Raw genomic sequence first — 22,987 nt, 5'->3', positions numbered from 1 at the left:
TGAATGGCATATTCTCTCCGCAAGTTAGTCCTTCAACAAATGATTGTTCTAGCTTCTTCAATACATATTACATAAAAACATACATGTTATTCAAAGAATTAAACCTCATTGAGCCGATTTTAAAGGCACTTGAGACTGAGGGTTACACGCAACCTACGCCTATACAGGAGCAATCCATCCCTACTATATTAAAAGGAAAAGATTTATTGGGCTGTGCACAAACTGGTACCGGAAAAACTGCAGCTTTTGCTATTCCGATGCTACAGTTATTGCACGAAAAACACATCAATACTAAAGCCACAAAAAACATTAAAGCTTTGGTTTTAACGCCAACACGCGAGCTGGCCATCCAGATTGAGGAAAGCTTTAAAGCTTATGGCAAAAACTTAAACCTTCGCCACCTGGTAATTTTTGGTGGGGTAAACCAGTTCTCGCAGGTAGAAGCACTAAAAAAAGGTGTCGATATTTTAGTGGCTACCCCAGGCCGTTTACTGGATTTAATGAACCAGGGCTTTATCAGCCTGAACACCATCGAGCTTTTTGTTTTAGATGAAGCCGATCGTATGCTGGATATGGGCTTTATACACGATGTAAAAAGGGTTGTGGCTAAATTACCTGCAATGCGCCAGACTTTATTTTTCTCGGCTACAATGCCTGATGAAATACAGAAATTGGCCAACACCATTTTATCGAACCCTACCAAAGTTGAGGTTACACCTATCTCTTCTACGGCAGAAACCATCGTTCAGTCGGTTTATTTTGTAGACAAGCCTGATAAAAAGAAATTACTGATTCATCTTTTAGAAGATAAAGATATTCAAACTGCGCTGGTATTTACCCGTACCAAACATGGTGCAGACAGAATTGTAAAAGATTTAGGTCATGCAGGTATTAAAGCAGCTGCCATTCACGGTAATAAATCGCAAAATGCCAGACAAAGAGCCCTAACCGATTTTAAAGACCGGAAAATACGTGTTTTGGTAGCTACTGATATTGCTGCACGTGGGATAGACATCGATCAACTATCACATGTTTTCAATTTCGAATTACCCAATATTCCTGAATCTTATGTGCATAGAATCGGCCGAACAGGTCGTGCAGGAGCAAACGGAATTGCCATTTCATTTTGCGATGCAGAAGAAAACGAATACTTACTGGATATACAGAAACTGATTAAAATTACCCTGCCGATTGTTGATGACCATCCTTACCCGTTAAGCTGGGAAAACATGCTGGCCAAAAACCAGATCAAACGCAAGCCGCAAGCGCAATCGAAAGGTGGCGGAGGCGGTGGAGCCAGAAAAGGTGGTGATGGTAATATGAGCGGCAAACCGCGTAATGCAAGCAATAACAGACGTTTTGGCGGCAACAGGAGGAAGAGAGACTAGAAAGGCGGAAGGCTGAAAGGTAGAAAGCATAAGGCTTAAAATCTACACTTCTATACAACGATTAAGTTTATAAAGAAAAACCCAGGTTGCAAAATGCAACCTGGGTTTTCTATTTTCAGTTTAGACTAAGGCAAGAGAAAGAAAACCTTCTACCTTTAAACTACTACATTAATAATCTTTCCCTTTACGAAAATGATTTTCTTAGGTGCTTTTCCATCTAAAAACTTTTGGAAGTGCTCATCTGCCAATAAAATACTTTCAACCTCTGGTTGAGCAAGGTTTAAGCTCAAATTCAGGTTCATTTTCATTTTACCGTTAATAGAAACCGGATAAGCGAATTCATCTTCTACCAGGTATTCTGGCTTAAACGTTGGGAAAGCTGTGTAAGAAAGTGTTCCGGCATCGTTACCCAATAATACCCATAGCTCCTCGCAAATATGCGGCGCATAAGGCGAAAGGATAATTACCATATCTTCCAGAATCTGACGGTTCTTACATTTCAGATCGGTAAGTTCATTTACAGCAATCATAAAGCTCGATACAGAAGTATTGAATGAGAAACGCTCGATATCATCCTGAACTTTTTTAATGATTTTATGTAACGATTTATGTTCTGCTTTTGTTGGTACGGCATCGTTTACATGAAATACCCACTCTTCGTTGTGGAACAAACGCCAGAATTTACGCAAGAACTTAAACACACCTTCAATACCATTGGTATTCCATGGCTTGCTTTGTTCTAACGGGCCTAAAAACATTTCGTACATGCGCAAGGTATCGGCACCGTAACGCTCAATCAAATCATCGGGGTTAACCACGTTGAACTTCGATTTCGACATTTTTTCCACCTCTATACCGCAAATGTATTTCCCACCTTCCAAAATAAATTCTGCATTGGCATATTCCTCTCTCCAAGCCTTGAATTTATTTAAATCCAGTGTATCGTTCTCAACAATATTTACATCAACATGCAGTGCCGAAGTTTTATATTCTTTTCTTAAGCCCGCTGAAACATAGGTATTGGTTGGTTTACCGTTCTCATCGTTAATGCGGTAAACAAAGTTACTCCTGCCCTGAATCATGCCCTGGTTAATCAGTTTTTTGAAAGGTTCTTCTTCTTTGGTATAACCCAAATCTTTCAAAAATTTATTCCAGAAACGGCTGTATAACAAGTGTCCTGTAGCATGCTCAGAACCTCCGATATATAAATCAACCGCCTGCCAGTAATTAACAGCCTCTTTCGAAGCAAATTCTGAATCGTTATTGGCATCCATATAACGGTACCAATACCAGCTACTACCTGCCCAACCTGGCATGGTGCTCATTTCATAGTGTCCACCTGCGGCAGGCATCCAGTCTTCGGCCCTCGCCAAAGGTGGCTCTCCTGTTTCAGTTGGTAAATATTTATCAATTTCGGGTAGCAATAAAGGCAATTCTTCTTCCTGTACCAGATAAGGCAATCCATCTTTGAAGTACACCGGAATTGGCTCACCCCAGTAACGCTGGCGACCAAAAATCGCATCGCGCTGACGAAAGTTTACTTTTGCTTTCCCTGCTCCTTTTTCTTCTAACCAGTTATTTAAAAACGGAACAGCTTCCTGATAGGTTAATCCGTTTATAAAACCCGAATTAATATATTTTCCTTCTTTGGTTGGATCTGCCTGAACGTCGATATCTTTTTGCGCATCTAAAATCTGAACAATAGGTAAGTTAAAGTGCGTAGCAAATAACCAGTCGCGCTGATCGCCACTTGGCACACCCATTACCGCACCTGTTCCATACCCAGCCAGCACGTAATCTGCAATCCACAATTGAATACGCTCGCCATTTACCGGATTAATTACATAAGTACCGGTAAAAGCACCCGAAACGGTTTTAGTATCGGCCATACGGTCTAACTCCGATTTCTTTTTGGTTAAGGAGATATAATCTTCGATAGCCTGTTTTTGTGCTGGAGTAGTTAATTCGGCAACCCATTCGTGCTCTGGTGCCAATACGAGGTAAGAAACCCCAAAAATGGTATCTACACGGGTAGTAAAAACTTCAATCTGTTTATCGCTACCTTCAACCTGAAACTTCACTGATGCCCCTACACTCTTGCCAATCCAGTTGCGTTGCATTTCTTTAATTGGCTCTGGCCAATCGATGGTATCCAAACCTTGCAAAAGACGATCAGAATAGGCCGTAATGCGCATACTCCATTGCATCATTTTCTTTTGTTCAACCGGAAAACCGCCACGCTCAGAAAAACCGTCTTTTACTTCATCATTTGCTAAAACGGTACCCAGGGCAGCACACCAGTTTACAGTACTTTCCCTTAAATAGGTTAAACGGTATTTTAATAATTCCTCTTGTTTTTCCTCTTCGGTAAAAGTTGCCCAATCACTTGGCAGGAAAGATTTCACATCATCATCGCAAACAGCTTTCACATCAGCCGATCCTGAAGCATTGAACTTCTCAATCAAAGTGGTAATATCCTCAGCCCTGTCGTTTTCGTTGTTGTACCATGAGTTAAACAGTTGCATAAAAATCCACTGCGTCCATTTGTAATAAGATGGCTCACTGGTACGCACTTCCCTGCTCCAATCGAAAGAGAAACCGATCTGATCGAGCTGGCGACGATAGGTTGCAATATTGGCTTCTGTGGTAATGGCCGGGTGCTGACCGGTTTGTATAGCGTATTGCTCTGCAGGTAAACCAAACGAATCGTAACCCATTGGATGCAATACATTAAAGCCTTTAAGGCGTTTGTATCTCGAAAAAATATCAGATGCAATGTAACCCAGTGGATGGCCAACATGTAAACCTGCACCCGATGGGTACGGGAACATATCTAACACATAATACTTTGGCTTTTCAGAATTGCTTTCGGCTTTGAAGGTTTGATTGTCTGCCCAAAATTTCTGCCACTTTTGTTCTATTTCTTTGAATTGGTAATCCATTGCAGGTTTTAAAATTTTTAATGCGCGAAATTACGCAAATAAAGGGGTTTAGTAAAACATAAATTTTGGATGAAAATCAAAGACCTCACAGCCCTTAAAAATCTGTGAGGTTTGTTTTTCAGATAAAAAAAGCGCCATCAGTTAAAAACCAATGGCGCTTTTAAATAATAAGGAGATCCGGGTTTTATCTCGACAGGTAATAAACCTTTTTAATTCTATTGTTTATGGTTGCCGTAAACTGAAATTTGTTTCCGGTAATACTATTTACCGCACAAAAATTGCTTCCATCGTTCAAATCCATGGTAAACTGATCTGAATAAATGATAATGTAGGTACCGATGGTTCTGTTACCTGATAAACTCACTTCTACCTGATCATCGTTGTTTGCTTTATAGTCAACATAATCGCTGGTTTTACCATAAGTTACATCACCATTAATTTTGGTAGGATCTTTTAAGGTTTCTTCAGCAGTATATCCAGTAGTAACAATTTTATCCAATGTCCATCTTCCTAACATCTGCGCTTTTAATGAAGTTGTGTCCTTTTTACAAGATATAATCGTGCTAGTAACAATTAATAATAGCCCTAGTAAAGTAATTTGCCTTTTCATAGTTAAAATTTTAGTCTTAAGTTTTATGATTAACGGCGTTTCAACAAATTTCGTACCGTATTTTGACAAAATGATGAATTAATTAAAAAATTCAATCTTTGGACTAAAACCTTATCCCATCCGTTAATGTTCATTTAGGCCCCTTTTAAATTGGTGTTTATCAGGTATAATTTATATTTTCGCAGAAACAAAAATGAAATACATGGAAGAATTCGAAGTAAGTGACGCATCTAAGAAAACCAAAACCGTATACATCTCTACGATCATTAGTATTGCTTTGGTTTTGTTAATGCTGGGGCTGCTTGGGTTGGTACTTGTACATGCCAAAAACCTGTCTAACTACGTTAAAGAGAACATCGTTTTAAATATTATTGTGGATGAAGGCGCAAAAGAAGCCGATGTACTGGCCTTTCAGAAAGAGTTAAATGCTAACCCTGCCGTAAAGCAAACGCAATACGTAAACAAAGAACTTGCAGCAAGAAATTTAACACAGGATTTAGGCGAAGATTTTGTTAACTTTTTAGGTTACAACCCCTTGACTTCTACTTTCGATGTGTATTTAAAAGCAGAATATGCCAACAATAAAAGTATCGATGCTTTAAAAGCCAGTATTTCTAAAAATCCTGTGGTTAAAGAAGTGGTTTACCAGAGCTCATTAATTGATATGGTAAATAAAAATATCAGCACCATTGGTTTAATTATTTTAGCATTTGCTATTTTGCTATTAATCATATCTATAGCACTGATAAACAATACAATACGACTAGCCATTTACTCGCAACGCTTTTTAATTAAAAGTATGCAGCTGGTTGGTGCAACGAAAAATTTTATCAGACGTCCTTTCTTACTGTATGCTGCCCTGCACGGTTTAATTGCGGCCTTTATTGCCATTATTATCCTTTTGGCCACATTGATATACGCCCGTAAAGAAGTACCCGAAATTATAATTTTAAATAATTATACTGAATTTGGTTTCGTATTTATAGGCCTTTTAATTGTGGGCATTTTTATAACGGGTATTAGTACCTGGTTTGCAGTAAGTAGATATTTACGTTTAAAATCTTATCATCTTTATAGATAATGGCAGAAAAAAAAACAAGTCCGGTTGTTAAGGACGTTAAAAGCGAATTGGTTTTTACCAAGAAAAACTATCAGTTATTGTTAATCAGCATTGCTATTGTAGTGGTTGGTTTTATTTTAATGATGGGCACCACAGGTGATATTTACGATTTCAGAAGAACATTACTGGCACCTGTAGTTGTGCTTTTCGGCTTCGCTTTCGGGGTTTACGCCATTCTTAAAAAATAACATCCATTACAGGAAGATATCTGGAAAACGCTTAATTTTTAGTTGAGCGTTTTCTTTATTTTTTGCTATTTCAAAACAAATATGAACTCTTTTGAAGCCATTGTCCTTGCTATTGTTGAAGGATTAACTGAATTTTTACCTGTTTCGAGTACCGGACACATGATTATTGCATCATCTTTTATGGGTATTGCATCAGATCCATTTGTAAAGTTATTTACCATTGCCATTCAACTTGGGGCCATTCTATCGGTTTTAGTACTCTACTTTAAAAGGTTCTTTAAAACAATAGGCTTTTACATTAAATTATTGGTTGCATTTATCCCTGCAGCCATATTTGGATTGTTATTAAGCAAAAAGATAGATGAACTTTTAGAGAGTCCAATGGCTGTTGGCATTTCTCTTTTAACAGGTGGTATAATTTTGTTATTTGTTGATAAATGGTTTAACAACCCTACAATTAACGAAGAAGAAAATGTAAGTTATTTAACAGCTTTAAAAATCGGTTTTTTTCAATGTATTGCTATGATACCAGGCGTTTCGCGTTCGGGAGCAACTATAGTTGGTGGTATGAGCCAAAAATTGAGCAGAACGGTTGCTGCTGAGTTCTCGTTCTTCCTTGCTGTACCAACCATGTTTGCGGCTACTGCTAAAAAACTTTACGATTTTTATAAAGAAGGTCATACCATTACCCACGAACAAACCAATCTGCTAATTATTGGTAACGTTGTTGCCTTTATTGTAGCACTTTTAGCCATTAAGAGCTTTATTGGTTATTTAAACAAAAATGGCTTTAGGGTTTTTGGCTGGTATAGAATTGCTGCCGGTTTGGTTATTATCATCCTTTTGCTAAGTGGCCACAGCCTACAAATTATTTAAGCCTAAAATACCTTAAGCACAGATAATAAGCATCTGTTACATCTGCGGTAAAAAAAATTAAGCAAACCACATTGAATCTGTATCTTTGCGCAAAAAAGATTTGTGAGCACCGAAAATCCAAAGTTTAAAGATTTCAAATTTGCTGAAGGCGAATTGCTGTTGATTAATAAGCCATACAAATGGACTTCATTTGATGTGGTCGGAAAAATCCGTAATTCGTTAAAACCATTAAAGCTAAAAGTTGGCCATGCCGGCACGTTAGATCCCCTTGCAACAGGTTTATTGATTATTTGTACAGGTAAATTAACCAAACAAATTGATACCTTTCAAGCAGAAGAAAAAGAATATACCGGCACCATGATACTAGGCGCTACTACCCCATCATTCGACATGGAAACTGAGGTAGACGAAACCTTCGATATCAGCCAGATTACCAACGAAGAAATTTACGCGGCTTGCAAGCCATTTATTGGCGATATTGAGCAGTACCCACCTGCACACTCTGCAGTAAAGGTAAATGGCGAGCGTTTATACGTTAAAGCCAGGCTCGGCGAAGAAGTAGAGCTGCGCAAACGCTTTGTAAGTGTTCCCGAATTCGAGATTACCAGAATAGAACTGCCCGAAATCGATTTTAGGGTTGTATGCAGCAAAGGCACCTACATCCGTTCACTAATATCCGATTTTGGTAAACAACTTAACAACGGCGCCTATCTTTCTAAACTCACCCGTACCCGCAGCGGAAACTTTTTGCTTAAAGATGCGTTTGAGGTATTAGAACTTGTTAATTATATTCGTAGCAAGAAAGAAGAAGCAAAAACCCAGGCGGAGGTATGAACCACATTAAAAACAGGAACACCAGATTTGTAAAAGAAATCTTTTTAATCGTTGCAGGTGTAACTTCGGCATGTTTTGGCTTAAAAAGCTTTTTAATGCCGAGCCATTTTATAGATGGAGGCGTAACCGGTATTTCGCTTTTACTAAGCACCCTAACGGGTTGGAATTTATCTTACCTTATTGCCCTCATCAACATTCCGTTTGTGATATTAGGCTACCGGCAAATTGGTAAGGGATTTGCATTTAAAACCGCCATTGCCATTGCAGCACTTTCACTGGCCTTAATTTTTCTACCCTTCCAACCCATTACCCACGATAAATTGTTAATTGCCTTTTTCGGCGGGTTGTTTTTGGGCGGAGGCATTGGTTTGGCCATGCGCGGCGGTTGCGTAATCGATGGCACCGAGGTACTGGCACTTTACATCAGTAAAAACAGTATCCTTACTGTTGGCAATATCATTCTCATTTTAAACATCATCATTTTTGCCTTTGCAGCGTATTTTTTAAACATCGAAACAGCGCTTTATGCCATTTTAACCTATTTATCGGCTTCAAGCACTATCGATTTTATTGTAAACGGCATAGAACAATATACCGGCGTTACCATCATCTCCGAGCATCAGGAAGAGATTAAAAACTTCATTATTAAAGAGATGAAACGCGGCGTTACCATTTATAAAGGCGAGGGTGGCTATGGCGAAAAGAAAGATATAGATATTATTTTTACCGTAGTAACCAAGCTAGAAATGAGCAAATTACAAACTGCTATCAGGCAGATAGATGCTGATGCTTTTGTGATACAACAACAAATTGCTGATTTAAAAGGCGGAGTAGTAAAAAGGCACACTCTGCCTTAAGCTTTTGGTCGCAAATTTGCGTTGATTTAGTTTTGCTGTAATGGCAATGATTTTAATTTAATAACATTGAAAATATACCATAACCTATCCGAGTTTTCGAAATTAGATAATGCTATTGTAACCATCGGCACCTTTGATGGCGTACATTTCGGGCACCAGAAAATTATTAAACAACTGGTTGAAAAGGCAAAAGCCGATAACGGTGAAAGTGTAATCCTTACTTTTTTCCCGCACCCGAGAATGATCATCGATCCTGAAAACCAGGAGCTAAAAATGATCAACACCATTAACGAGAAAGCCGATATTTTGAAAAACCTGGGGGTAGATCATCTAATTATTACCCCGTTTACCCGCGATTTTTCTAATCAACTGCCCGAAGATTATATTAAAAACACTTTGGTTGATAATATTGGTACAAAACACATTATCATTGGTTACGATCACCGCTTTGGCAAAGACCGTTCGGGCAATTTAACTGATTTGAAAGCCGCCGGACTGCATTATGGCTTTACGGTTGAAGAAATTATGGAGCAGGATATTCACGATGTGGCCGTAAGTTCGACCAAAATACGTCAGGCGCTTTTAGCGGGCGATGTAAGTTTGGCCAGCGATTATCTGGGCTATCCCTTTTCTATTTTCGGCAGGGTAATTAAAGGCGATAAAATTGGCCGTACGATTGGTTTTCCAACGGCGAATATCTTTGTAGAAGAAACCTATAAACTTATTCCCGGCGACGGTATTTACGCTGTAACGGTAGAAATGAGTTCGGAGTTTAGCGTTGAGAATTTAGAGGCTAAGCAACTCCAAACTTCAAGCCCCGAACTCAAAACTGTCTACGAAGGCATGGCTTATATTGGACAACGACCTACCATAAACGGTATGACCAGAAATATTGAGGTTAATATTTTTGATTTTAACCAGGAAATTTATGGCCAGGATATTAAAATGAACTTCCTAAAATTCTTACGCCACGACGTAAAATTTACCGGCTTAGAAGCTTTAACCCTTCAGTTACAAAAAGACAAGGAAGCTACTTTAGCTTTTTTTGAAACGATTAGTTAAAAGCATGAAATCACGTTTTTTCTTTCAAAAAAGCCTCATTTTCGTTATATTAGCAGCAATGAGGCTTTTTTATATTATTTTCTTTTGTGCCATTTCTATTCCTTTTGCGGTACACGCATCGCAGAAAAAACAAGATGATGTCTTGCCCAAAAATCAAAAAATAAGTTTCATAACCAGCAAAAAGATTAAGAAAATCACCAGCGATTTTCAACCCGACAATGATAGTCTGCAAAAAGACCTGATCAATAACCCTATCGTTAAAATATCTTCATCGGCTTTTTTGCTACTTATTTTTTTAGTGTTTCTTTTCTTTAAGTACAACACTGCCTATACCAAAGCTGTAATCAAAAGATTAAATTATAATTATTGGTGCCTTTTTAAAATGCTGTACCCAAAACATGTTTTTTGGTAAGTAATTTCATTTTTTAACCGCAGCAATGTGGTACAATTAAAAATGTCGGGTTTTGGCCCGAACATAAATTATTTAATATCATTACTCATTTTTATAGATGCATTTACCAGATTTAATTGCCGATTTAGGGTTAATTCTTGCTGCCGCAGGGATAACCACACTTATATTTAAAAAAATTAAACAGCCCCTTGTTTTGGGCTATATACTTGCGGGGCTTTTGGTTGGCTCGCACCTTGATTTTTTCCCTTCTGTTACCGATACCAAAAGCATTAACATTTGGGGCGAAATCGGGGTAATTTTCCTGCTTTTCAGTTTAGGTTTAGAGTTCAGTTTTAAAAAACTTGTTAAAGTTGGCGGTTCTGCTTCCATTACAGCCATTGTAAAAGTACTGTTTATCATTTTGGCCGGTTACTTTGTAGGTAAAGCCATGCGCTGGTCTGATATGGACAGCCTGTTCCTGGGTGGGATTTTATCAATCTCCTCTACTATGATTACCATCAAGGCCTTTGAAGAGCTTGGCCTCAAACATAAAAAATTTGCCGGACTGGTTTTCGGAGTCTTAATTGTAGAAGATCTGGTGGCTATTTTACTGCTGGTGCTATTTTCTACCCTGGCCGTAAGCCAGCAATCGGCAGGTACCGAAATGCTTTATTCTATCTTAAAACTGGCCTTTTTCCTAGTTTTGTGGTTTTTGGGCGGTATATTTTTGGTCCCGTCTTTTTTAAAGGCTACCCGAAAGTTAATGAACGATGAAACCATGCTCGTGGTTTCGCTTGCCTTATGTTTAGTTATGGTATTACTGGCCGATAAGGTAGGCTTCTCTCCTGCTTTGGGAGCGTTTATCATGGGCTCTATTTTAGCCGAAACCACCCAGGCCGAAAGAATCGAACATCTTACCAAATCGGTAAAGGATCTATTTGCAGCAGTGTTTTTTGTTTCTGTTGGTATGCTTATAGATCCCGCCATGCTGGTAAAATACTGGGTACCTATTTTGTTCGCTACCCTGGTAATTGTTATCGGTAAAATTATCTTCACCATTTTAGGTGCTTTATTGTCTGGCCAGCCTTTAAAAACTTCGGTACAATCGGGTATGAGTTTGGCCCAAATTGGTGAGTTCTCCTTTATCATCGCATCGTTGGGTTTAACACTTAAGGTTACCAGCGATTTCCTCTATCCTATTGCAGTAGCTTCCGCGGCTATTACCACTTTTACCACACCATACCTGATTAAACTATCAGAACCATTTTATGAGTTTTTAAAACGTGTTTTACCTCAAAAATGGCAGGATGGAATTGAACGCTACAGTTCGAGTACCGAGGGTATTACTACTTTAAGCGACTGGAAAGTTTTATTACGGTCGTATATTTTCAATACCATTATCCATTCGGTTATTATCATTGCCATTATATTTCTGGCTTACCGTTACGTACAACCTTTTATTGTGCGCAATATTGCGGATAGCCTAATCTCTATTATTATCAGCGTAATCGCTTCATTTATACTCATGTCGCCATTTTTATGGGCATTGTCTATCCGGAGAATTCAAAAAACAGCCTACTCCCACTTGTGGCTGAATAAAAAATATACCCGCGGGCCACTAATTGCCATTGAGTTTTTCAGGATTGCATTGGGAATATTTTTTGTTGGCTTTTTAATGTACGAATTCTTCGATACCTGGATTGCAGCCGTTATTGCGCTTGGTCTGATTATTTTCGGTATGGTTATTTTTTCGAGAAAACTGCAATCGTTTTACGATAAACTGGAAAGGCGCTTTATTTTAAACCTAAATGCAAGAGAAAACCGGAAACCCGATATCTTACCTTGGGATACTCACTTAACTGAATTGACCGTTTCGGCTGAATCGGAAGTCGTAGGCAAAACGCTTACCGAATTAATGATCAGGGAAAAATACGGAGTAAATATTGCACTGATTGAGCGTGGTAGAATCAATATCCCTACTCCGGGCAGAGACGAAAGACTTTATCCTAATGATAAATTGCTACTAATCGGAGCTGACGACCAGCTGGCAGCTGTAAAAGCTATTTTAGAAGTAGATAAGCCCGAAACGGTTGAGGAAAACAATTTCCCAAACAAAGAAATGACCTTGCAAAAAGTAGTTGTACATGCCGAATCGCCGGTATATGGTTTGAGTATTAGAAATGCCGGAATCCGTGAGAAAGCACAGGCGCTGATTGTGGGTATTGAACGTGGTGCCGACCGCATCTTAAATCCTTCGTCTGATTTTGTTTTCGATACGGGTGATGTAATCTGGATTGTAGGAAACAATAAGAAGATTAAAGAGGTTATTTAAAAGCCAGGATTCATTAGTCCCGAGCTGGAAGTCAATACACTTAGCTTCGTAACTAAAAACTTCGGACTAATGAATTAAAAACATATCTTCGTACAGAACCTAACCTATGAAAGTCGACAGAGAAAAGAGTGAATTTCTGGATGATATGATTGAGCAATGGCAAAGCGATGGCTTGATTACCGAAGATACAGGCAACAAGCTACGTAAAAGTTATGAAGCCAAAAATTTCGACTGGTTACGCCTCGCGCAGTATGCCTTTTGGGTGGCACTGGCCTGTGGATTTATTGCCTTGGGCTCTTTACTGATAGATAATTCGATTTTAGATTACCTGAAAAGGGTCTACAATACACCCAACATTGTAATCGCCATTGTTTCGGGCGGTTTGGCAGGCTGGTTATATATTTTAGGTTTCAGGCGAAAAAAGAAATTACCCCATTTAAAATTCAGCAACGAAGCCATTGTCTTTTCAGCTATTTTACTAACAGCAAACGCCATTGCTTATTTTGGTAAAGCGCTGGATAACGGATCGGGCAATTTTTCTATTCTTATCCTCATTTCTGTTTTTATCTACGGCGTATTAGGTTATATCTTTAATTCAAGGCTGATCTGGATTTTTGCATTGATCTCTTTAGGGGCCTGGTTTGGTACCGAAACAGGCTATCTCAGCCGCTGGAATTACTATTTCCTCGGCATGAACTATCCCCTGCGCTTTGTTGTTTTCGGAGCCACATTAACTGCTGCATCTTTCATCATGAAAGCGATTCCTAAAACTCAACAATTTTTTCAGGTAACTTATCTGGCCGGCATGGTATACTTATTTGTATCGCTATGGGCGCTATCAGTATTTGGCAATTTTGCAAGTCTGGATGAGTGGTATAAAATAAGACAGCTTAGCTTATTTTACTGGGCATTAATTTCGGCTGCGATTTGTGTAGTCAGCACCTTATTTGGTTTAAAATACCGCGATGATATTGCCCGCGAATTTGGCATCACATTTTTATTCATTAACCTCTATACTCGCTACTTTGAGTACTTTTGGGATAGTTGGCACAAAGCATTATTCTTTTCGGTTCTTGCGGCCTCTTTTTGGCTTATTGGACGAAAAGCAGAAAAGATATGGAATGTGGAGTTTTTAAAATAAAATGCTTTCGCTTTAAAACCTATGAAAATATATCAGCAAGCCCTAACACTCAGAGAAAGAAAAAGAGGCTTCCATATCATTACCAGCGAAATTGAATACGCCTTACCCCAGATTGCCGAAATTTCTGTAGGATTATGCCAGGTTTTTATTCAGCATACTTCTGCATCACTTAGCATCAACGAAAATGCCGACCCTACTGTGAGAATAGATTTTGAAATGTTCTTTAATAAAACAGTAAAAGAAAACGATCCTGATTATGAACATGATTACGAAGGATCGGATGATATGCCCGCACATTTAAAAGCTGTACTTTTAGGTAGCTCGGTAACAATCCCTATTCGTAATGGCCGGTTGGCTCTGGGTACCTGGCAAGGTATTTACCTATGCGAACACCGTAATTATGGCGGGAAAAGAAACCTGATTATTACCGCCTGGGGCACTTAATCCTGCCTTAAGCTTTTTTTACTTCTTCTTTAATTTCCGGGTGATTATCCTGAACAGAATTATTTCCGGTTTCTATTTCAATTTCTTTTGTGGTCACAGCATAATGTGAGGGGTAAATTTCCGATCCAAAAGCTACAGCATAGGCTTTGGTAAATTCGGCACCAAAATATAGGATAATAGAAGAATAATAAGTCCAGAGTAATACCACTACCAACGAACCCGTTGCACCATAAGTACCGCCAACATTGCTTTGCCCAATGTAAAGGGAAATAGCAAACTTACCGATCATAAACAAAACGGCGGTTACGATTGCTCCTGCTGCAACATCTTTCCATTTAATGATGGCATCAGGTAAAACTTTAAATATTACACCGAATATTAATGAAATCACAGCAAGCGTAACAATCTGATTTAAGATATAAAAAACGACTATCGATACATCTTCAAACCTTGCCTGTAATCCTTTGCTAAAAGCATCAAGCACCGAAGTAATAGCCAGCGATACCAACAATACAAAACCTAGGCTAATAATTACCGAGAACGATAAAAAACGGTTTTGCAGCATTTTTACCCAGCCTCTTTTAGGTTTGGGTTTAAGCCCCCAAATGGTATTAATCGAATCCTGGATATCGCCAAAAACTGTTGTTGCTCCAATTAAAAGCGTAATGATACCAATAATTAGCGCTATGGTACTTTTTCCATCCAGATAAGCGTTTTTAATCAACTGCTGCAAGGAAACGGCCGACTCGCGACCTAAAAAACTTTCGAGCTGGGCATACACCTGCCCCTCGGCAATTTCGCGTCCTAAAAATATGCCGCAAAGCGAAATAATTACGACTAACAGTGGTGCCATCGAAAATACGGTATAATAAGCCAAAGAGCCGCTTAGCTTAGTTACCTTATGGTCGGTAAAACCTGTAAATGATGCTTTCAAAACGCACCATATTGCCTTTAAAGTAATTTTGTTCTTAGCCATATGCAGTTCAAAGATGATACGTTAGTATTTAAACCGCCGTTTTTTCGAATTGTTTGGTAGTTATATTTAGGCCTAAACCACAAAGCCCCAGTTTAAAACCAGGGCTTTGTAGTCAATTCGCTTGATATAAGTTACTTGGCTTTAATCCATTGAACAATATCGTTCACTAAAGTTTCTGATACACTTACCGCCGCCTGGTATTGTGCCATAGTACCTTTTTCGGTTTGCGAGCTTAAAAGGTGATTTAAATCCGGGTAGAATTTCAGCACCACATTTTTCTTCTTAGCTAATGCTGCACTCCAAACATCGAAATCGGCTTTACCCACCTGAAAATCATTTCCACCTTGTAAAACATAAATTTTAGGTTTGCTTAAGGACTTCGCAACCGTAACCTGGTTGTATGAATTTAAGTCGGCCCAATACTTTGCAGGTAGGCCCAGAATAATAGAATCGGGTTTTATGGTTGTTCCTAATTGCGTAATCCTGCTCTTGTCAATCTCCACCATGGCATCAGCAAGCTGCTTTTTAAATGCGACAGTGGTATCGTTTGCCAGGTTAAACATATAATTATTCTGATCAACAATAATATCGGTTAGCTTTCTGGCAGGTGCTGCAGCCAAAATAATTCCAGCCAAATCAGGCGTAAGTGTTGCCATTTTAGGTGCCAGCATACCGCCCAAACTATGACCAAATAAATAAACACTTTTTGGATCTGCACCGGTAACGGTTTTAGCCACAGCGATAGCAGCCGCAGCATCATCCAATACTTCTTCTTTTACGGTATAGGGTGCTGCAAACTCGTTTGGATAAATTAAAGTCCGCTTTACATAACGAATAGAACCAACACCTTTTGAAGCCAAACCACCAGCTAAATCTTTAAACGGTTTATTGGCACCGACAGTTTCATCCATATCACCCGGCCCTGAGCCATGTACAAAAACAACAACCGGAAAGTTTTTGGCATTTTTTGGCGTGGTTACAATTGCCGCCAGTTGTTTGCCGGTAGGGCCAATATATACCGATTTTTCACGGTACAGACTGGTATCTACATAACTAGGTTTTAAATAAGTAGCTATTTTTTTTGAAGGTGCGAGAAATATCCCCACTATCTTTTGCTGTTTATTGAAACCCAGGATAAAATTCTGGTCACCGTTGGCAAATTTACCTTCAACAGTAACCGAAAAAAATTCGCCTTGCATTTTGCTTTGAATGGCATCGAATGATTCGGCTTTACCAAATTTGGTTCCAATATCACCCCAAAGTTTTTTAAGACTTTCCTCAGGTAGTTTTGTTTTTAGTGTATCGTCAAAAAAGGCGTGTGCCTGGGTAAATTTCTCTTCCTGTAAGAGTTTAAAAAAGTCGTTGGCACTGTTAAATAACTGTATTACATTTTGAGAAAATGCAGTGGTAGTAAACAGTAAGGCAATTATAAATAGGATGCTTTTCTTCATGCTTGGTTTGTTTGTTTGAGTTGCAATGTACCAAAGTTAATAATATTTGGTATGCAAAAGTTTGTAAACAAACGACCTATTTAGTTTTAACTATTTTTAACATTTTCCTGCATCCTTTTCCATAAAACGTAGGGGATAAACATGATTACAAGTGCTACAAGCGGCGGTATTAAAAGTGCAACGCCATCGCCAACAAAGGCACGCGAGGCAAAAGCGCCTATAAAATTAATGGCAAAACCTGCAAAAGCCCATTCTTTGATAGCTGTAAACTTTTGCTGCAAAATGGTTAAAGCGCCAAGCAGCTTTGCAATGCCCACAATAATGAGGAGATACATGGGGTAGCCCAGGTGTTTTAGTACTTCTTTACCTGCTTGCTGTTGTGTTACCCCACCAAAGCCATCCATCAGCATCATTAGGGCAAAAATAATTGTGACCACCCAGTACCATGTCTTTAATTTTTTCATTTTATTGGTTGTTATCGTAATTAATTAGCCAGTTGTTACCATATCGATCGGTTAAATCGCCGAAAATAGCACCCCAAAATGTTTCCTGTAAAGGGTGTACCGCTTTGCCTCCTGTTGAAAGTTTATGGTAAAAAATTTGTGCCTCTTCTTCCGAGCTGCAATTGAGCATCATCGAAACGGCATTTCCTTTAATTAAACCCACCTCTTCTACCATATCAGTGGCCATAATTACGAGGTCATCTTTAGCCAAAACCGCATGCAAAATGCTTTTCTCCAAATAATGGGGCATCTTAGGGGCTATGGGTGATTCGCCGATGGTTTGCAGCGTTAATTCGCCACCCAGACAATCCTGATAGAAAATCATCGCCTCACGACAATTGCCGTTGAAGGTTAAATAAGAGTTAATATGCGCCACGTGATTCTATTTTTGGATGCCCACCATACAGCGCACATCGGTTTCATTTAAATACATTTCCAGACAATAACCATTGGGATCGATGTTGGGTTCATTCAGCAATTTTTCGAAAGTTTTTCCAACCTGCGAAACATCTTCCATGAAATCCGGGATCAGCTCGCTGATGTAATCGCCCTTTTTTATCGTAAAATATTCCAGGTCTGGATTTTTCCCCGCTTCTTCTGCCATTTCTGTAACAGCAGCCTTATATATAACCTTTCTGGTTGCATCGGGCCTGCTAATTCCAAAATACATGCGCTGTTTATTTGGCGGGAACAATGCGTGTAATTGTTGATGTGCAGCCAAAACACCATCAGGGAAAGAACTGGCAGTAATGCAAAGCACTTTAATATCTTCTTCTATAATGTAGGTTTCCATAAATTAACAGTTAACAGTACAAACATACGGGCAGAAACCGATAGCTTAAACCTGCAGAAACGACAATTGAAGGGGTTGTTTACGACAACACACCTTGTTATATTTGTAATGGCTCCCAACCCGGGAGATTTACCTAACCAATAAAACAAGAATAGACAGATGAAACATGTATCTATCTTAATTCCCGAGACTGCCGTAATTGAAGCCATTGCCGACCCGCGCTACCTGTTTACTGCGGTTAACGAATTTTTACAGGCATCGGGCAAGCTGCCTTTGTTTAAAGTAGAGCTTGTGGCCATGACTAAAGAAGTACGCTTAAACAACAGCCTTTTTTCGGTACATGCAGATAAGCTTTTGCACGAAGTTGAAAATACAGACCTTATTTTTGTTCCGGCCATTAGTGGTAATGTTGATTACGCAATGGATGTAAACAGGGATTTGCTGCCCTGGATTACAAAACATCATGCAAAAGGTGCAGAAGTAGCTTCGTTGTGTCTGGGTGCTTTTTTACTCGCTGCTACAGGCTTGTTAAATGGCCGTAAATGTTCTACCCACTGGTTATTTGCCAACCAGTTTAAAGAAATGTTTCCTGATGTTGAGCTCGTAGATGGTAGCATAATTACCGATGCACAGGGCCTATACTCAAGTGGTGGTGCAAATTCTTACTGGAACCTGCTTTTGTATCTGGTAGAAAAATATACCGACCGTGATACCGCTATTTTGGCGGCCAAATACTTTGCTATTGATATAGACCGCGAAAGTCAGCTGGCTTTTATGATGTTTCAGGGGCAAAAAGGGCATGAAGATACTAAAATTAAAAAAGCACAGGAATTTATTGATGGAAATTATCAGGATAAAATCACTGTCGATCAACTGGCGGATATGCTGGCTTTAGGGAGAAGAAGTTTTGAGCGACGATTTAAGAGTGCTACGAAAAATACAGTAATCGAATATATCCAGCGGGTTAAAATTGAAGCTGCAAAGCGAAGTTTCGAATCGAGCAGAAAAAATATTACCGAAGTGATGTTCGATGTTGGCTATACTGATACCAAATCATTCAGAGATGTTTTTAAAAAAATTACAGGTTTAACGCCAATTGAATACCGCAATAAATACCATAAAGCCACTCCAGTATTACAGCAGGTTTAATTTAAGAACTTTAATTCAAAACCATGAATTATAAAAAAAATTAACTTTCACACAATATATTCCGTTTATAGCGTTTATGTATGTGAGAGCGTTAATTTAGATGACGGGGATGCTGCCTTAGGGTGGAATCCCCGTTTCTTTTTTGCATAGGCGACAGCCGTCTCCAGGCTCCATGCGCCCGTGCAATTTACGTCATAAAAAAAGGGACACCTGTTAAAAAAATGTCCCTTTTTAAGATATATGATGGAGTTATGATTTTTATTCTGCTTTATCAGTAAAATCAACTGGTTTTTTATCAAAATACTGATCGAAGTTTTGCACTTTTTTAGGTTTTAAGATTACATACAAACCTAATCCGATCAATACCAGCGCCGTGCTGATTCTTGACACGTCGAAATCGAAAACAGTTATAGATTTAAGGGTAAATAAACCACCAATGATGGTTAAAGCCAGCCAGCCGCTACCGGTAAAATCTTTGCGATAGCCCAACCACAAACCAATACCTAACATGATGGTATGCCATTTTAAGATCCAGTGCGGAATATCTATTCCCGAATTTCTAAGTAAGCATACCGAACCGATTACTAAGATTAAAATGCCTAAACCAAATTGTTTATCAGCGTGATTTTTTTTGATGAAAGTTTCCATGACCTTTTGTTTTTATACTTCAAATGTAGCCAAGAAATGCAGGCCGACGAATGGCTTTTCCTCTAGTTAAGCGGTTTTATCGGTGAGTGAAATAAAAGCGTCGGTAAAAATTTTCGAAGATTTTTTGAGAAAGGAATTTTATCGGTGAATGTAGCGCAAGCAGTTATCAGTTTTCAATGACCAGTTGGAAAATAATCAAGAACCAATTATCAGCTTTCAATAAACAGTTGGCAGACAATAAAGAATCAATTTTCAATGACCAATAAACAATGGATCAATCACCAATTAACTTATGAACAACTAAACCTATAACGAATTAGGCTATAAACCATGAACTATTGACCAATGTACAATTGAGCTAATGAACTACCTATTCAAAAACGACAATCTCCATCCCTTCGCTCATAATTACTTTTGAAGTGATATTAATAAATAAGCCATGGGCTAGGATGCCGTTAATCTGATTGAGATCAGAAGCCAGCTTGGCAGGGTTATTAATCAGGCCAAAATCAGCATCAATAATCAGGTTTCCGTTATCGGTAATGAAGTTTTTATTCTCTTTTACCCTAAGCGTGCCTTGCCCTCCTAATAATTCGATCTGGTCGAAAACATACTGGTAAGCCAGTGGGATAACCTCTACAGGTACTGTAAAAGCGCCAAGTTCTTTAACTTTTTTCGAAGTATCGGCAATTACGATGGCATTTTTACTTAATGAAGCTATAATTTTCTCTCTGAAAAGTGCACCACCGCCACCTTTAATCAGATCGAGCGATTCGGTAAATTCATCTGCCCCATCAATACTGATATCGATCTTGCTTAAGCTACCCAGATCAAGAATTTCGATACCGAAAGATTTGGCTAGTTTTTCTGTGGCAACAGAACTTGCTGCAGCTGTAATGTTTAAACCTTCCTGCACACGCTCGCCCAATGCTTTAATGGCAAAGGTAGTGGTAGAACCTGTGCCCAAACCCACAACATCGCCATCTTTAACATATTTTACAGCGGCAAGCGCTGCAGCCTGTTTTTCGGCATCTTGTTGGTTTTGCGTGGTCTTTTCCATAAAGTAAAAATAGGAGTTAAATGATAAAGATTACAAAAACGAAAAAAATTTATAACTCAGGCAATAAATCCTATTTACAGCGTTTATGTATATGAGAGCGTTAATTTAGATGATGGGGATTCTGCAATTGTGGAATCCTCATTTCTTTTTTAAAGTGGATTCTGCTATCATATGCGGAAGACCCTGAAATAAATTCAGGGTGACGTACAAATTGCAAAAAAAACGGCTGATGTTTCCATCAACCGTCTTATTACTAATTTAAGCTATTTTTATTTTAAAGAATTAATCCAACCAGCAATTTTTAAAGCTTCGGCTTTAGTTACTTGAGGCATTGGAGGCATCTCAGTTGAGTAACCCGGCCAGTTTTGTGGCTGTGGATTGTGGATCAACTGAAATATTTTCTCAGGTGAATATTTACGTTTTGCAATTTCTGCGAACGGCGGGCCAATTTGTCTTTTGGTTTGGTTGTGGCAAGCCAGACAAGTATTTTTAGTTAATAAACCTTCTACTTCTTTAAAAGTTGGTGCTTTTGCCGTAGCTGCAGTTGTTGCAGGCGTTTTTGTTTCAGCTGTTTTTTTTGCTGGTACCGTTTTTTTAGCTGGTGCAGATGCTGCCGGTACTGCTGCTGAGTTTTTAATGCTCACTTCACTCATGGTAAGTTTAGTTCCATCAGGGATCTGGTTTAAGGTATAATAAGCTACCGGATGAACCAGCGAATAGAAACCATCCTGCGAACGGATACCATCTAAAGTTAAAGTATGGATATAATACTGACGCAGGTTTTGAACAATAAATCTTGCTTTCAATCCATCAGCCGAAACTTTAACACCCGAAATTTTTAGTTTCTCGGTATTTACCGGTGGCGAACCATAAACCGGGTGGTACTTATAAATAAAGCTTTCAGCATCGTAAGAAGCTAAATCTTCGGCCGATTTACGATCTACCGGCATGGTAAATTCAACTTCGAAACCATCAGGCATTGCCCTTACGGCCTTCATCTCGAAAGGTGTTTTATTGTTGTAAACCAATCTTTCTAAACCTTCGTTTGCATCACCAGCCGATCCCCAGCCGCGGTTGGTTTCTCCAACAAATAACGAACCATCGGTTCCCCACTCTAATCTTAATACACCCGAACGGAAACCTTTACGGAACAAGAAGGCTGCGCCTTGCTCTTCACCTTTTACGGTTTCCATAAAAATCCTCGAAATGATACTCATCCCCTGATCGCCAACTAAAATCTGACCTGCAAATGGACCAAATGTATTTTCAGGAATTTTAACAGGCTCTGCAGAAGAGATACCCAAAATACCGTAAGGCAACCAAACCGATGGTAAACGCAACTCAGGAAATACTTTCTTCATATCGAACAAAGTTTTGAAGGTTTCATTTACCCTGTTTTCTGGCTTAATATATCTTCCCTGCTCATTTTTAGTTCTACGCTCATCTATTTGCGAATAAAAGAAATCAGATTGTAGTTTAACGGGAGAGTTTGGCAGGTTGGTCCACCTTAAACTTGCAGGGTGCCCCATAAAATCGCCTTTGTTTACTTTCCATAAACCACCTGAGCCAACCCAGTCGCCCTGGTTTTCGGTATAATAAAATTTACCATCAATTTCGCCAATACCTGCAGGCGAACGGAAACCAGCTGCATAAGGGCTCATTTTACCATCTTCGGTAATGTTCATGGCCCAACCACGCATAGGTACGCGGCTTTCCGCACGCCACCATTCTTCATCGCCGAAAGCAACGTTTGCGGTAACCATAAAAGTACCATCAGGCATTAATTTAGGTCCGAAACTATATTCGTGGTAGTGACCGCTTAAAGGCCATGCATATACAGTTTCGTACACATCGGCTTTACCATCCTGATCTTTATCAACCAATTTGGTTAACTCGCCACGTTGCGCTACGTAAATCGCACCATTTTTATAGGCAATACCTAAAATTTCGTGCAAGCCGTAGGCAAATCTGCGCCAGTAAGGTTTGGTTGTTGTTGGGTTTTCTACCACAAACACTTCTCCTCTACGGGTAGAAAGGGCTAAATCGCCATTCGGTAAGGTAATTAAACCACCAACCTCTAAAATAGGTCCTTCGGGTACGCGTACTTTATTTATTTTGAAAAAATCTTCTTCTTTCGGTGTTTCCTGTGCAAAAACTGTAGTAAAGCTAAAACTTAATGCCAGTATTGCTAATTTCTTAAATGTATTTCTCATTACTATCAC

General features: G+C 39.0%; 22 protein-coding genes. 12 read left to right on the top strand and 10 right to left on the bottom strand.

The window, feature by feature from the left end; genetic code table 11:
• Window positions 1-83 precede the first annotated feature (83 nt).
• A complete protein-coding gene (locus DBR40_RS00570; protein WP_124557867.1) occupies window positions 84-1,388 on the top strand; it encodes a DEAD/DEAH box helicase in 1,305 nt (434 codons plus the stop codon).
• 155 nt (window positions 1,389-1,543) lie between these two features.
• Here DBR40_RS00570 and leuS read toward each other — a convergent pair whose 3' ends face one another.
• Complete coding sequence (gene leuS / locus DBR40_RS00565; protein ID WP_124557866.1) at window positions 1,544-4,330, bottom strand: leucine--tRNA ligase; 2,787 nt, start codon at window positions 4,328-4,330, stop codon at window positions 1,544-1,546.
• A 184-nt stretch (window positions 4,331-4,514) separates the two neighbouring features.
• Complete coding sequence (locus tag DBR40_RS00560) at window positions 4,515-4,940, bottom strand: hypothetical protein (protein ID WP_124557865.1); 426 nt, start codon at window positions 4,938-4,940, stop codon at window positions 4,515-4,517.
• Between the two features lie 202 nt (window positions 4,941-5,142).
• Here DBR40_RS00560 and DBR40_RS00555 point away from each other — a divergent pair, with 202 nt between their 5' ends.
• The 10 genes from DBR40_RS00555 to DBR40_RS00510 all read left to right on the top strand — a co-directional run bounded on the left by DBR40_RS00555 (window position 5,143) and on the right by DBR40_RS00510 (window position 14,185).
• Window positions 5,143-6,021, top strand: a complete 879-nt coding sequence (locus DBR40_RS00555; RefSeq protein ID WP_124557864.1) for a cell division protein FtsX — start codon at window positions 5,143-5,145, stop codon at window positions 6,019-6,021.
• Window positions 6,021-6,248 carry a DUF3098 domain-containing protein gene (locus DBR40_RS00550; protein ID WP_124557863.1) on the top strand — a complete coding sequence of 76 codons (228 nt, stop codon included), beginning with the start codon at window positions 6,021-6,023 and terminating at the stop codon, window positions 6,246-6,248. The genes DBR40_RS00555 and DBR40_RS00550 overlap by 1 nt, the downstream gene beginning before the upstream one ends.
• Before the next feature lie 81 nt (window positions 6,249-6,329).
• Window positions 6,330-7,124: an undecaprenyl-diphosphate phosphatase gene (locus tag DBR40_RS00545; protein WP_124557862.1), complete on the top strand. Its 795-nt coding sequence runs from the start codon at window positions 6,330-6,332 to the stop codon at window positions 7,122-7,124.
• Window positions 7,125-7,226: 102 nt separating this feature from the next.
• Window positions 7,227-7,958, top strand: coding sequence for a tRNA pseudouridine(55) synthase TruB (gene truB, locus DBR40_RS00540; RefSeq protein WP_124557861.1), 732 nt, complete (start codon window positions 7,227-7,229; stop codon window positions 7,956-7,958).
• Window positions 7,955-8,815, top strand: coding sequence for a YitT family protein (locus DBR40_RS00535; protein WP_124557860.1), 861 nt, complete (start codon window positions 7,955-7,957; stop codon window positions 8,813-8,815). Before truB ends, DBR40_RS00535 begins: the two co-directional genes overlap by 4 nt.
• 66 nt (window positions 8,816-8,881) lie before the next feature.
• On the top strand, window positions 8,882-9,877 hold the full coding sequence (locus DBR40_RS00530; RefSeq protein WP_124557859.1) for a bifunctional riboflavin kinase/FAD synthetase: 996 nt from the start codon (window positions 8,882-8,884) through the stop codon (window positions 9,875-9,877).
• A 4-nt stretch (window positions 9,878-9,881) separates the two neighbouring features.
• Window positions 9,882-10,289 carry a hypothetical protein gene (locus DBR40_RS00525; protein ID WP_124557858.1) on the top strand — a complete coding sequence of 136 codons (408 nt, stop codon included), beginning with the start codon at window positions 9,882-9,884 and terminating at the stop codon, window positions 10,287-10,289.
• Window positions 10,290-10,386: 97 nt separating this feature from the next.
• On the top strand, window positions 10,387-12,600 hold the full coding sequence (locus tag DBR40_RS00520; protein ID WP_124557857.1) for a cation:proton antiporter: 2,214 nt from the start codon (window positions 10,387-10,389) through the stop codon (window positions 12,598-12,600).
• A 106-nt stretch (window positions 12,601-12,706) separates the two neighbouring features.
• Entirely contained in the window at window positions 12,707-13,741 is a 1,035-nt protein-coding gene (locus tag DBR40_RS00515) for a DUF2157 domain-containing protein (RefSeq protein WP_124557856.1), read from the top strand.
• Between the two features lie 21 nt (window positions 13,742-13,762).
• A complete protein-coding gene (locus DBR40_RS00510) occupies window positions 13,763-14,185 on the top strand; it encodes a secondary thiamine-phosphate synthase enzyme YjbQ (RefSeq protein WP_124557855.1) in 423 nt (140 codons plus the stop codon).
• Between the two features lie 7 nt (window positions 14,186-14,192).
• On the opposite strand, the gene DBR40_RS00505 is transcribed toward DBR40_RS00510, so the two are convergent.
• From DBR40_RS00505 to DBR40_RS00485, 5 genes are all read right to left on the bottom strand, one after another.
• Window positions 14,193-15,161 (bottom strand): YihY/virulence factor BrkB family protein, encoded by a 969-nt coding sequence (locus DBR40_RS00505; RefSeq protein ID WP_124557854.1) that lies wholly within the window; start codon window positions 15,159-15,161, stop codon window positions 14,193-14,195.
• A 131-nt stretch (window positions 15,162-15,292) separates the two neighbouring features.
• Window positions 15,293-16,612, bottom strand: a complete 1,320-nt coding sequence (locus tag DBR40_RS00500) for a DUF3887 domain-containing protein (RefSeq protein ID WP_124557853.1) — start codon at window positions 16,610-16,612, stop codon at window positions 15,293-15,295.
• 86 nt (window positions 16,613-16,698) lie between these two features.
• The gene (locus DBR40_RS00495; protein ID WP_124557852.1) at window positions 16,699-17,076 is read right to left on the bottom strand and encodes a DoxX family protein; all 378 of its coding nucleotides are present in this window, start codon (window positions 17,074-17,076) and stop codon (window positions 16,699-16,701) included.
• Between the two features lies 1 nt (window position 17,077).
• On the bottom strand, window positions 17,078-17,491 hold the full coding sequence (locus tag DBR40_RS00490) for a VOC family protein (protein WP_124557851.1): 414 nt from the start codon (window positions 17,489-17,491) through the stop codon (window positions 17,078-17,080).
• Between the two features lie 6 nt (window positions 17,492-17,497).
• On the bottom strand, window positions 17,498-17,908 hold the full coding sequence (locus DBR40_RS00485; RefSeq protein ID WP_124557850.1) for a transcriptional regulator: 411 nt from the start codon (window positions 17,906-17,908) through the stop codon (window positions 17,498-17,500).
• A gap of 159 nt (window positions 17,909-18,067) precedes the next feature.
• Between DBR40_RS00485 and DBR40_RS00480 the strand changes: the two genes are divergently transcribed.
• Window positions 18,068-19,057: a GlxA family transcriptional regulator gene (locus DBR40_RS00480; RefSeq protein ID WP_124557849.1), complete on the top strand. Its 990-nt coding sequence runs from the start codon at window positions 18,068-18,070 to the stop codon at window positions 19,055-19,057.
• 258 nt (window positions 19,058-19,315) lie between these two features.
• On the opposite strand, the gene DBR40_RS00475 is transcribed toward DBR40_RS00480, so the two are convergent.
• The 3 genes from DBR40_RS00475 to DBR40_RS00465 form a co-directional block, all read right to left on the bottom strand.
• The gene (locus DBR40_RS00475) at window positions 19,316-19,705 is read right to left on the bottom strand and encodes a LiaF transmembrane domain-containing protein (RefSeq protein WP_124557848.1); all 390 of its coding nucleotides are present in this window, start codon (window positions 19,703-19,705) and stop codon (window positions 19,316-19,318) included.
• 370 nt (window positions 19,706-20,075) lie between these two features.
• A complete protein-coding gene (gene rpiA / locus DBR40_RS00470) occupies window positions 20,076-20,765 on the bottom strand; it encodes a ribose-5-phosphate isomerase RpiA (protein ID WP_124557847.1) in 690 nt (229 codons plus the stop codon).
• A gap of 269 nt (window positions 20,766-21,034) precedes the next feature.
• Window positions 21,035-22,978, bottom strand: coding sequence for a c-type cytochrome (locus tag DBR40_RS00465; protein WP_124557846.1), 1,944 nt, complete (start codon window positions 22,976-22,978; stop codon window positions 21,035-21,037).
• Window positions 22,979-22,987: the final 9 nt, after the last annotated feature.

The organism is Pedobacter sp. KBW01 (assembly GCF_003852395.1).
GTDB lineage: Bacteria > Bacteroidota > Bacteroidia > Sphingobacteriales > Sphingobacteriaceae > Pedobacter.
This window is presented reverse-complemented; position numbering and strand designations above follow the sequence as displayed.